The sequence below is a fragment of the Flavobacterium sp. PL11 genome, from assembly GCF_035985025.1.
In the GTDB taxonomy this organism is placed as follows: domain Bacteria; phylum Bacteroidota; class Bacteroidia; order Flavobacteriales; family Flavobacteriaceae; genus Flavobacterium.
In genome coordinates this window covers 22,373-34,003 of record NZ_JAXCIA010000033.1, presented here as the reverse complement: position 1 = coordinate 34,003, position 11,631 = coordinate 22,373, and the positions used below count along the sequence as shown (strand labels likewise).

Below are 11,631 nucleotides of genomic sequence, written 5' to 3'. Positions count from 1 at the left end.
CATAGGGAAGGGGCGTTTTATGGAGAACCTCAAAGGTAATTTTTTGAGGGATAAAAACTCCTTCCCTTTTTAATCGTTTAGGACGCTATTGATTATAAACATAAATCAATAATTATCTAATACATAAAAATAGAATTGGAAATAATAAGTTTTAAATTGTATTTTGCAGCCTACAATTAACAAACTAAGTTATAAAAAACATGAAAAATAAAAGTATATTATTTTTTCTGCTCCTTGGATTTTTTGTCCACGCGCAAAAAATTGTGAGCATCAATAAACAAGAGGTTATTAGAATTGAAACAGAGCTTGCCTCCGATAAAATGGAGGGAAGAGCCACTTTTTCTCCTGGTATAGAATTGGCCTCCAGTTTTATAGAAAATGAATTTAAAAAAATTAAACTTTCATTTTTTGATCAATTAAAAAATTACCGGCAAGAATTTGATATAAAAGGTAAAGCAGCTAACAATGTGATAGGAGTTTTGCCTGGCAAATCGAAACCAAATGAATTTGTCATTTTTTCAGCGCATTATGACCATTTAGGAATGGCAAAAGAAGGAGTTGACAAAATTTATAATGGTGCTAATGATGATGCTTCGGGAACAACTGCCGTAATTGCGTTAGCTAAATATTATAAAGAATTAAATAATAATGAGCGCACCATCATTTTTATAGCTTTTACTGCTGAAGAAATAGGTGGTTTTGGATCAAAATTTTTCTCAGAAAAAATGAATCCAGATTCCGTTGTAGCGATGTTTAATATAGAAATGATAGGAACAGAAAGCAAATGGGGTAAAAATTCAGCTTATATAACAGGATTTGAAAAAACAGACTTTGGACCTATTTTGCAAAAAAATTTAAAAGAGACAAATTTTAATTTTTATCAAGATCCTTATCCTACACAACAGTTGTTCTACCGTTCAGACAATGCTAGATTAGCAGCTCAAGGTGTTCCAGCGCACACTATTTCTACATCAAAAATGGATGTTGAGGCTAATTATCATAAAGTAAGTGATGAAGTGTCTACTTTAGACCTTGATAATATGACTGAGATCATAAAAGCAATTGCTTTAAGTTCTCAAACTATAATTAATGGTATCGATACTCCATCAAGAGTAAAGAAAAGGTAATCTATTTTTATTTTTTTCATTTAACAATATTTATCAAAAATGTAAATGTTATTATGTAATTTTATAAGGTCTATTTTGATAATTATATTAAAAAAAAGGTCTTTTTTCAAGAATTCTTTTTTTGTTTGACAAAAAACACTTTTTTTTTTGGTAAACTATAAATAATTGATACATTCGCACAGAGTTTAATACAATCAAACAGTACAATGTTAAGTAACCGATTTTATTTTAGCAATTCTTATTATTTTTTCTGGAAACAGAATAGGGATTGTCGTATGGTTATTTAATTAAAAAATTAAATTGATAATTATAATATACAATCCCGATGTGAGTCGGGATTTTTTTTTGCCAAATTTTTAAAATAATGAGTAATATAATAGCGATACAAGGTATAAAAGGATCTTTTCATCATCAAGTTGCACAAGAATATTATGATCAAAATGTGATTGTTGATGAGTGTTTGTCTTTTGAGGAATTGGTAGATAGTTTACTTTCTGGCAAATCGGATCAAGCAGTTATGGCGATAGAAAATTCGATTGCTGGCCCCATTATTCCCAATTATGCTTTAATTGATAAAAATAATTTGCACATTATAGGAGAGCATTATTTAAAAATTCAACAAAATTTAATGGCATTAAAAGGTCAGAAAATAGAAGATATTGTAGAGGTGCATTCGCACCCTATGGCTATTTTACAATGTATGGATTTTTTAAAAAAATATCCAAATATAAAATTAGTTGAAGATAAAGATACTGCTGAGACAGCTCGTAGAATCCAACAGAAACAGCTCAAAGGAATTGCAGCAATAGCCAGTACAGCAGCTTCGCAAATGTATAACCTAGAAATATTGTCGCCAGAAATTCAAACGATTAAAAATAACATGACTCGTTTTGTTATTATCAAAAAACAAAATTCTTTTGTTTCAGAAAATGAAATACAAAGAGCTTCAATCAAATTTGAGTTAGATCACAAGCGAGGAAGTTTAGCCGCGGTTTTAAATGTTATGAGTGATTGTAAATTAAATTTAACTAAAATCCAGTCGTTACCAAAAATAGAAACACCTTGGAAATATTCGTTTTTTGTCGACGTTACTTTTGAAAAGTACGAAGATTATTCTAAAGCAAAATCACTTTTAGTGATTATGGCTGAGTACTTTAAAGTTTTAGGAGAATATAAAAACACAAAAGAATAAGCACTGATACCCAAACGTGAAAGTTGCGAATTGAAAAATTACTCGAGAGAAGTGAAATTCCAAAATGGAATTAATAAATAAAAGATATAATGATTACTACAGCTAAACGTTTAGACACAATTGAAGAATATTATTTCTCTTCTAAATTGAGAGAAGTGAGACAACTGGCTATTGAGGGGAAACCCATTATCAATATGGGAATTGGTAGTCCTGATTTACTGCCTCCACAAGTAGTGGTTGATGCGGTGCGTTTAGCCATGAGTGATCCCAATGCACATCAATATCAAAGCTATCAAGGTTTACCTGAATTACGTCAGGGAATGGCTCAGTTTTATAAAAAAAATTATAATGTCAACTTGAATCCGGCAGCTGAAATCCTACCATTGATGGGTTCAAAAGAAGGAATCATGCATATTTCATTAGCTTTTTTGAATGAAGGAGACCACGTTCTGATACCAAATCCTGGTTATCCTACCTACACATCAGTAACAAATTTAGTGGGAGCAATTCCAGTATTTTATGATTTAACGGAGCGTACAAATTGGGAGCCTGATTTTGAAGCATTAGAAAAATTAGACTTATCGAAAGTAAAAATCATGTGGATTGGTTACCCGCACATGCCAACAGGAGCTCGAGGAAGTTTAGACTTATTTTCAAAGTTGGTGGCTTTTGCTAAAAAACACCAAATTTTATTAGTTAACGATAATCCTTATAGTTTTGTTTTGAATGATAATCCAATGAGTTTGTTACAAGTGGAAGGAGCTCAAGAAGTTGCGCTAGAACTGAATTCATTGAGCAAAACTTTCAATATGGCAGGATGGAGAGTTGGGATGGTTTTAGGAAATGCCGCTTGTATAGATGCCGTTTTAAAGGTAAAAAGCAATATGGATAGCGGAATGTTTTTTGGAATTCAAAAAGGCGCAATTGAAGCTTTAAAAAGTGACAAATCGTGGTTTGAAGAAATGAACATAATTTATAAAAAGCGAAGAGTTCTTACGGAACAATTAGCGGAACAATTAGGTTGCCAAGTGTATAAAGAAGGCGTTGGATTATTTGTTTGGGCTAAATTACCAAAGGGAATTACGTCAGCAGAAAAATTTATTGATGAAATCTTATATGAGAAATCAATATTTATAACACCAGGAACTATTTTTGGCAGCAATGGCGAAGGATTCATACGGTTTGCGTTATGTGTAAAAGAGGAAAAAATACAAGAAGCTATTAGTAGATTTAAAGTTTAAAGGCGTTATTTATTGGGTTTATCGAACGAAAAAAGATCGGTAGAGTAAACGAGATTTCTTAGCCCTGATAGTAGTGAAAATCCTTTTATGCCGGTGTTCGGCTTAAAAGATTGTAACGAATAGCAGGACACGAGTGAAGCGAACTAGAAAAGTACATAGCTCCTAAAGACAATTAGGGTAAATCAGCAACATTAAAATATGAAAATATACGTAATAGGAATTGGATTAATAGGCGGTTCAATGGCATTAGACATTAAATCGCTGTATTCCGAAGCTACAATTTGTGGAATCGATACGAATGAAAGTCATTTGGCGCAGGCTATAGCTTTGGGTGTTGTCGAAGATGGAGCGAATTTTGAGGATTTAATTGATGCTGATTTTGTCATTGTTTCAGTTCCTGTAGATGTAGCTTTGAATATTTTGCCAAAAGTTTTAGATTCGATTGGCGATCAAACTATTGTATTTGAAGTGGGCTCTACTAAAATGCCTATTTGTGAAGCAGTTGCAAATCATCTAAAAAGAAGAAATTACATTGCTACGCATCCCATTGCAGGAACAGAATTTTCAGGACCATCAGCAGCAATTACTGGATTGTTTCAGGGTAAAACCAATATTATTTGTGAGGTGGAGAAAACATCTTTTAAATTACAAGAAAAAGCAGTCCATTTATTCAAACAGTTGGGGATGAGAATTAGATATATGGATCCGAAATCGCATGATAAGCACATCGCTTATGTGTCTCATCTGTCACATATTTCGGCTTTTATGTTGGGTAAAACTGTTATCGAAAAAGAGAAACACGAGCAAGATATATTTGATATGGCGGGTTCAGGATTTGAAAGTACAGTGCGATTAGCAAAGAGTTCGCCTGCCATGTGGACACCTATTTTTAAACAAAACAGAAAACAAGTAGTGAAAACACTTGAAGAATACATTTCTAATCTGACTCAGTTTAAAGATTTGTTAGTAAATGAGGATTATGAAGCAATATTTGAAGAGATGGAAAGTGTCAATAGAATTAAAGAAATATTAAACGGGATGAGTCCTCCAACCTTAAAAACAGAGGAGGTTGGTAAATAAAAGTAGTTTTTAAATAAAAGAATAAATAATTAGAAAATATGGAAAATAAAAAAGAAATGAGAAACTGGTTGAATGAGTTTAATCTAACTCATCCACTTGTTATAGCAGGACCTTGTAGTGCTGAAACTGAAGAGCAAGTATTGAAAATTGCACATGAATTAAAAGATTCTGATGTAAGTATATTTAGAGCTGGGATTTGGAAACCTAGAACGCGCCCAGGAGGATTTGAAGGTGTAGGTGAAATAGGTTTGAAATGGTTGAAAAAAGCAAAAGAAGAAACGGGTTTGCTAATGGGAACAGAAGTAGCAAATGCTGCTCACGTAAAGCTAGCTTTAGAATATGATATTGACGTTTTATGGATTGGTGCAAGAACGACAGTAAATCCTTTTGCGGTACAGGAAATAGCAGATGCATTAGCAGGAACTAAGAAGATTGTATTGGTAAAAAATCCTGTAAATCCTGATTTGTCTTTATGGCTAGGAGGAGTAGAGCGTTTATATAATGCTGGAATCGAGAAACTAGGAGTAATTCATAGAGGGTTTTCAACTTATGAAAAAACTAAATACAGAAATATTCCAGAATGGCAAATTGCTATTGAATTGCAAAATAAATTTCCTGATTTACCTTTAATCATAGATCCATCACATATTACTGGAGATCGTAAAATGATTCTTGAAGTGACCCAAGAAGCTTTAGATCTAAATTATGATGGTATGATTATAGAAACACATATCGATCCTGATAATGCATGGAGTGATGCTGCACAGCAAGTAACACCAGATGCGTTAAAACAAATTTTTATCGATTTGAAAGTTAGAAAATTAGATGATGTGTCAGATGAATTTACTCATAAAATGAAAAAATTAAGAGCAAATATTGATGTTTTAGACGCAACTTTAGTAGAGCTTTTAGGTAAAAGAATGAAAGTAGCAGACGAAATAGGGCATATTAAAAAAGAGGCGAATGTTGCCGTGTTACAAAACAATCGTTGGAATGAAATATTGGGGAAAATGATTTTGGACGGAGAGAAGAAAGGTCTTTCAGAAGAATTTGTTCTTAGATTGTTTAAAGCCATTCACCAAGAAAGTATTAATCATCAAGATAAGGTGCTAAATGCTTAAAATGATTTAAAGTAAGATTTTCAAGATCCCAAAGCTTTGTGTTTTGGGATTTTTGTAATTTTAAGAATAGTTGTAAAATCAGAAGTCTAAAAGCAGTAAACCCCAACCATAAATCCTTTATCTTTGTAAATTACTAGATTGACATTAGAATTTTAATTGTTAATCATAAATCATAAAGCCTATATGACAGGACTCGTTTATAAATCTACAGGGAGTTGGTACACCGTAAAATCTGAACAAGGGGATTTTATAGAATGCCGTATGAAAGGGAAATTCCGAATAAAAGGAATTAAAAGCACCAATCCTATAGCTGTAGGGGATATTGTCGATTATGAACTAGAAAAATCCTCAGATACGGTTACAGGAACCATTCATAATATCCATGATAGAAAGAATTATATTGTACGTAAGTCAGTCAATTTATCGCATCAAATGCATATAATAGCGTCTAATATTGATTGTGTTTTTTTATTGATTACTATAAATAATCCGCCCACGACTTTTAATTTTATTGATCGTTTTCTAGTTACTGCAGAAGCATACGGGATAGAAACAATTCTAGTTTTCAATAAAATCGACACTTTTGATGAGGTGACCCTTGATGAGCAATTATATATGCAACATGTCTACCAAGAAATAGGGTATAAGTGTTTAAGAGTTTCTTCTACTGAAATGAAAGGAATAGACGAGCTTAAAGAAATGATGATTGGTAAAGTAAGCATGTTTTCGGGGCATTCTGGTGTGGGGAAATCAACATTGGTAAATGCAATGGAACCTTCTTTACACTTAAAAACCAAGACTATTTCTGAAGCTAGTAAGCAAGGGCAACACACAACAACTTTTGCTGAAATGTATGATTTGTCTTTTGATGCTAAAATTATAGATACTCCTGGTATCAAAGGTTTTGGAATTGTAGATATGGAAAAAGAGGAAATCAGCGGATATTTTCCTGAATTTTTTAAATTAAAAGAGCAATGTAAATTCAATAATTGCTTGCATAAAGATGAACCGCATTGCGCAATAAAAGCAGCTTTAGAAAGGGATGAGATTGCCTGGTCACGCTACAGAAGTTATCTTAAAATATTAGAAGGTGATGATGAAAATTACCGCACTGATATTCATAATGAAGACCGAATCATTAGTGACAAAACAAGGGAGTAGAGACGCGATTTATCGCGTCTATTGTTAAAGTTTAGTAAAAACTAGTAAAGTCTAGTAAAAACTAGTAAAAACGCGTTTCTTATAATCTGTTTTTTAATATCGTAAAAAATAATGAAAGTAGTCATTCAAAGAGTTTCCTCTGCCTCAGTAACTATTGAAAATAATTTAGCAGCTGTTATTAAATTAGGATTACTTGTTTTAGTTGGTATCGAAGATGCTGATAGTCATGAAGATATTGACTGGCTTTGTCAAAAGATTGTTAATCTACGCATTTTTGCAGATGAGAATCAGGTTATGAATCTTTCTGTAAAAGATATAAATGGCGACATTATAGTGGTCAGCCAATTTACGCTGCACGCCAATACTAAAAAAGGCAATCGCCCTTCTTACATCAAAGCTTCAAAGCCTAAAGTTGCTGTACCACTTTACGAAAAATTCATTGAAAGATTAGAATTTAATTTAGAAAAGAAAGTCCAAAAAGGAGTTTTTGGTGCTGATATGAAAGTGGGATTGGTTAACGAAGGACCAGTTACTATCATTATTGATAGTAAAAACAGAGAATAAAAAAATCTTATTCAATACTTACATTATGAATAACGCGTTGCGGAAACGGGATGCCAATATTGTGCTTTGTAAATGCTTTGAAAAGTGCAATGCGGTAATCGCTTTTAATTTTTTCGATCCTAAAAATCTCATCTGACCAAAAGAAAATCGAAAAATCTAAGGACGAGTCTCCAAAGTCTTTAAAACGAACAAAAGCTTGTGGTTCCTTTTTAATTTGCTCAAAATTTGATGTAAGATCAAGCATAATCTCAATTACCTGATCTACATCAGAGCTGTAATCAACTCCTATTGAGATTTCAAAACGGGCGTTTGTTCCGCTATCTGTCCAATTAATTAATTGATTTCTTGTCAAATCAGTATTAGGTAATATAATGCTAGTATCCTCTCTTGTATAAACAGTAGTGGTTCGCAAGTTTATTTGCTGCACAGTGCAAATTAAACCATTGATTTCAATGATGTCTCCAACTTCAATAGTAGAATCTATTAAAATGATTATTCCTGAAATATAATCACTAAATAAATTTTGCATTCCAAGTCCAAATCCAACTAAAAGCGCTGCTGACCCTGCTAATAAGACTGAAATATCAAAACCTATAACATTTAATCCATAAATAATAGAGAAAACAATTATTACATATTTGGTTAGCGTATAAATAGAGAATTTTTTGGCTTCGTCAAACCTTCTGGTTTTATAGATACTAAATCGGATTACTTTTAGAATTACTGCTACTAGTATAAAAACAATAACTATTTTTATAACAGTGGCTAAATTGAGTGTAAAGCCATCAAAAGTGAAAATCTTGTACTTAAAAATTTCTTTCATATTAAATCAATTATAATGTTGTTTGAATAGTTGTCATCTGATAACTAAAAATTTTAAGTGGGAATCACACTATTAATGGAAAGAGTGAAACACAAGCTACTGCAATTTAATTTTAGCAAATTCTCAAAGATAAAATAAACGAATTAAAATCAAAATTTTAAGTTTCTTCACCTTTCAGAATTTTCGATTATAAAAGTTTCGGATAAAATTTTATCTAAAAATATCATTCTAATCGAAATAAAGCAAATAGTTGATAGTTACTAGGCTTTTCTCAGTTGTATATTTGTAGAAAAAACAATATGGATTTAAAAAATGCTCAGTTAGATGTAGATTCGTGGATCAAAGAACACGGTGTTCGCTATTTTAATGAACTTACAAACATGGCCCAACTTACTGAAGAAGTAGGTGAAGTAGCTCGAATTATTGCCCGCCGCTACGGTGAACAGTCTGAGAAAGAAAGTGATAAAGATAAAGATCTTGGTGAGGAACTAGCCGATGTCGTTTTTGTGGTTTTATGTTTGGCAAATCAAACAGGAGTTGATCTTCAAGCTGCTTTTGATAAAAAGATGGATTTAAAGTCGATAAGAGATAAAGATCGTCACAAAAACAACGATAAACTCAAATAATTTATAGTGCTTAAATTAGAAATTATAAACAAGGAAGACTAAATTGCGTCACTGAATTACGTCTATCGTGATTCTAATTTTATAACTCATAAATACAACATGAATTTACTGTTACAAACTACACATTCTAATTTAAAAGCTCAAATTGCTGTTACCGGTTCTAAAAGTGAAACTAACCGCCTTCTTTTACTAAAAGCTTTGTTTCCAAGTATTACCTTAGCAAATACCTCTAATTCTGATGATAGTGAAGTAATGCAGAAAGCATTAGGGAGTCAAGTTATTGCTAAAAGCCAAGAGTCAATAGTCGATAGCCAAGAAATAGATATTCATCATGCCGGAACTGCAATGCGTTTTTTAACTGCCTATTTTGCTACCCAAGCAGGAAGAGAAGTAGTTTTGACTGGATCAAGAAGAATGCAAGAACGTCCTATAAAAGTTTTGGTAGAAGCTTTGCAGCAGTTGGGGGCGATAATCACCTATGAAAAAGAAGTTGGCTATGCACCAATTCGCATCAAAGGAAAAAAAATCACCGTTTCTAAAGTTACTATGGCTGCAAATGTAAGTAGTCAATATATTTCAGCATTGTTATTGATCGCGCCAAAATTAGAAAACGGATTGGAACTAACATTAGAAGGAGAAATCACTTCGGTTCCCTATATTAAAATGACTTTAGCTTTGCTAAATGACTTAAATATTCAAACTAGTTTTATTGGAAATACAATAAGAGTTTTTCCAAAACATATAGTTGCAGCTAAAGAAATGGTAGTAGAATCAGATTGGAGTTCTGCTTCTTATTTTTTTAGTTTGGTAGCATTAGCGGATCAAGCTACTATTTCATTGACTAGTTATAAAGAAAATAGTTTACAGGGAGATTCCGCTTTGGTTGAAATATATAAGCAAATGGGTGTGGAAACTCATTTTGCAGAAAATATAATCACGCTTACAAAACAACAGAATTTTTCTTTTACTGATGTAAATTTTGAACTGAACAATACTCCTGATATAGCCCAAACTATTGTAGTGACTTGTTTAGGCTTAGGAATTGGATGTCATCTTACAGGTCTTCATACTTTAAAAATTAAAGAAACCGATAGGCTAGATGCCTTAAGAATTGAGTTAACAAAATTAGGTGCTACTATTGCAGTCACTAATGATAGTTTGACATTGACGGCATCACCTAGCATCAATCATAACGTTAAAATAGCAACATATAATGATCATAGGATGGCTATGGCATTTGCTCCATTGGCTTTAAAAGTTCCTATAATTATAGAAGATGCAGATGTAGTTTCTAAATCGTATCCTGATTTTTGGGATGATTTAAAAACTATAGGTGTAAAGATTTTAGAACAAAATTAACGATGAAATTTAATTTTTTAATTAGATCGTTCCTTCCGAATTTTTGATCAAAATTAAATACTTATGTTTTAAAAGTGCAGTAAATCAGCTTCTTTTGAAAATAAACATCAAAACACTTGACAACGCCTGTCTCACAATCGTATATTTGCATTCGAAAGATTTTTAAGTTTTTTTTTGACAACCTTAAATTTGAAATCTTAAACTTTTAAATAAAAAACAAAAATGAAGTTATCACATTTTCAATTCGATTTACCTAAAGAATTGCTTGCAGAGTATCCTGCTGAAAACAGAGACGAAGCGCGTCTAATGGTTATTGATCGTAAAAAACAAACCATTGAGCACAAAATGTTCAAAGATGTTATCGATTATTTTGATGAAGGCGATGTTTTAATTCTAAATAATACTAAAGTTTTCCCAGCTCGTTTATATGGAAACAAAGAAAAAACAGGCGCAAGAATCGAAGTTTTTTTACTTCGAGAACTAAATTCTGAACAAAGACTGTGGGATGTATTAGTTGATCCAGCACGCAAAATCAGAATTGGAAATAAATTATATTTTGGAGACGATGATTCATTAGTAGCTGAGGTTATCGACAACACGACTTCTCGTGGAAGAACTTTACGTTTTCTTTACGACGGTTCTTATGAAGAATTTAGAAATAAATTGACTGAACTTGGAGAAACTCCTATCCCAAAATACATTTCTAGAGACGTAACTCCAGAAGATGCTGAGCGCTATCAAACTATTTATGCTAAAGAAGAAGGTGCTGTAGCGGCACCCACTGCAGGATTGCACTTCTCTAAACATTTGTTGAAAAAACTAGAAATTAAAGGAATAAAGTTTGCTGAGGTTACGCTTCATGTAGGTTTAGGAACTTTTAATCCTGTTGAAGTAGAGGATTTATCAAAACACAAAATGGATTCTGAGGAATTAAAAATTACTCAAGAAGCGTGTGATATTGTCAATGATGCTAAAGCTAAAAAGAAACGTATTTGTACCGTAGGAACTACCTCTATGCGTGCTGTTGAAAGTTCTGTTTCATCACATGAAACTTTGAATCCATTTGATGGATGGACAAACAAATTTGTTTTTCCTCCTCATGATTTTTCAATACCAACGTGTATGATTACAAATTTTCATACACCAAAATCAACTTTGTTAATGATGGTTTCTGCATTTTGCGGTCATGACCTGATGAAAAAAGCGTACGCTGAAGCAATCGAAGAAAAATATAAATTTTATTCCTATGGTGATGCTATGCTAATTATATAAGTAAAATTTTATTATAGATTAAAAAAAATCTCGTCATTACTGACGAGATTTTTTTTATAAATAAA

General features: G+C 32.2%; 11 protein-coding genes. 10 read left to right on the top strand and 1 reads right to left on the bottom strand.

Annotated features, from left to right (window positions below; all coding sequences use genetic code 11):
• The first annotated feature begins 263 nt into the window (after positions 1 to 263).
• The 7 genes from RCH18_RS14160 to dtd all read left to right on the top strand — a co-directional run bounded on the left by RCH18_RS14160 (position 264) and on the right by dtd (position 7,486).
• The gene (locus RCH18_RS14160; protein WP_326937422.1) at positions 264 to 1,127 is read left to right on the top strand and encodes a M20/M25/M40 family metallo-hydrolase; all 864 of its coding nucleotides are present in this window, start codon (positions 264 to 266) and stop codon (positions 1,125 to 1,127) included.
• Positions 1,128 to 1,491: 364 nt separating this feature from the next.
• Complete coding sequence (locus tag RCH18_RS14155) at positions 1,492 to 2,319, top strand: prephenate dehydratase (protein ID WP_326937421.1); 828 nt, start codon at positions 1,492 to 1,494, stop codon at positions 2,317 to 2,319.
• An 89-nt stretch (positions 2,320 to 2,408) separates the two neighbouring features.
• Complete coding sequence (locus tag RCH18_RS14150) at positions 2,409 to 3,560, top strand: aminotransferase class I/II-fold pyridoxal phosphate-dependent enzyme (RefSeq protein ID WP_326937420.1); 1,152 nt, start codon at positions 2,409 to 2,411, stop codon at positions 3,558 to 3,560.
• Between the two features lie 198 nt (positions 3,561 to 3,758).
• Entirely contained in the window at positions 3,759 to 4,640 is an 882-nt protein-coding gene (locus RCH18_RS14145) for a prephenate dehydrogenase (RefSeq protein ID WP_326937419.1), read from the top strand.
• A gap of 38 nt (positions 4,641 to 4,678) precedes the next feature.
• Complete coding sequence (locus tag RCH18_RS14140) at positions 4,679 to 5,761, top strand: bifunctional 3-deoxy-7-phosphoheptulonate synthase/chorismate mutase type II (protein ID WP_326937418.1); 1,083 nt, start codon at positions 4,679 to 4,681, stop codon at positions 5,759 to 5,761.
• 183 nt (positions 5,762 to 5,944) lie between these two features.
• The gene (gene rsgA, locus RCH18_RS14135) at positions 5,945 to 6,922 is read left to right on the top strand and encodes a ribosome small subunit-dependent GTPase A (protein ID WP_326937417.1); all 978 of its coding nucleotides are present in this window, start codon (positions 5,945 to 5,947) and stop codon (positions 6,920 to 6,922) included.
• A 111-nt stretch (positions 6,923 to 7,033) separates the two neighbouring features.
• Positions 7,034 to 7,486, top strand: a complete 453-nt coding sequence (gene dtd / locus RCH18_RS14130) for a D-aminoacyl-tRNA deacylase (protein WP_326937416.1) — start codon at positions 7,034 to 7,036, stop codon at positions 7,484 to 7,486.
• A 7-nt stretch (positions 7,487 to 7,493) separates the two neighbouring features.
• On the opposite strand, the gene RCH18_RS14125 is transcribed toward dtd, so the two are convergent.
• Positions 7,494 to 8,309, bottom strand: a complete 816-nt coding sequence (locus RCH18_RS14125; RefSeq protein WP_326937415.1) for a mechanosensitive ion channel family protein — start codon at positions 8,307 to 8,309, stop codon at positions 7,494 to 7,496.
• A 299-nt stretch (positions 8,310 to 8,608) separates the two neighbouring features.
• Between RCH18_RS14125 and RCH18_RS14120 the strand changes: the two genes are divergently transcribed.
• The 3 genes from RCH18_RS14120 to queA all read left to right on the top strand — a co-directional run bounded on the left by RCH18_RS14120 (position 8,609) and on the right by queA (position 11,566).
• The gene (locus RCH18_RS14120) at positions 8,609 to 8,935 is read left to right on the top strand and encodes a nucleotide pyrophosphohydrolase (protein ID WP_326937414.1); all 327 of its coding nucleotides are present in this window, start codon (positions 8,609 to 8,611) and stop codon (positions 8,933 to 8,935) included.
• A 99-nt stretch (positions 8,936 to 9,034) separates the two neighbouring features.
• Positions 9,035 to 10,294, top strand: coding sequence for a 3-phosphoshikimate 1-carboxyvinyltransferase (gene aroA, locus RCH18_RS14115; RefSeq protein WP_326937413.1), 1,260 nt, complete (start codon positions 9,035 to 9,037; stop codon positions 10,292 to 10,294).
• 222 nt (positions 10,295 to 10,516) lie between these two features.
• Positions 10,517 to 11,566: a tRNA preQ1(34) S-adenosylmethionine ribosyltransferase-isomerase QueA gene (gene queA / locus RCH18_RS14110; protein ID WP_326937412.1), complete on the top strand. Its 1,050-nt coding sequence runs from the start codon at positions 10,517 to 10,519 to the stop codon at positions 11,564 to 11,566.
• The last annotated feature ends 65 nt before the right edge of the window (positions 11,567 to 11,631 follow it).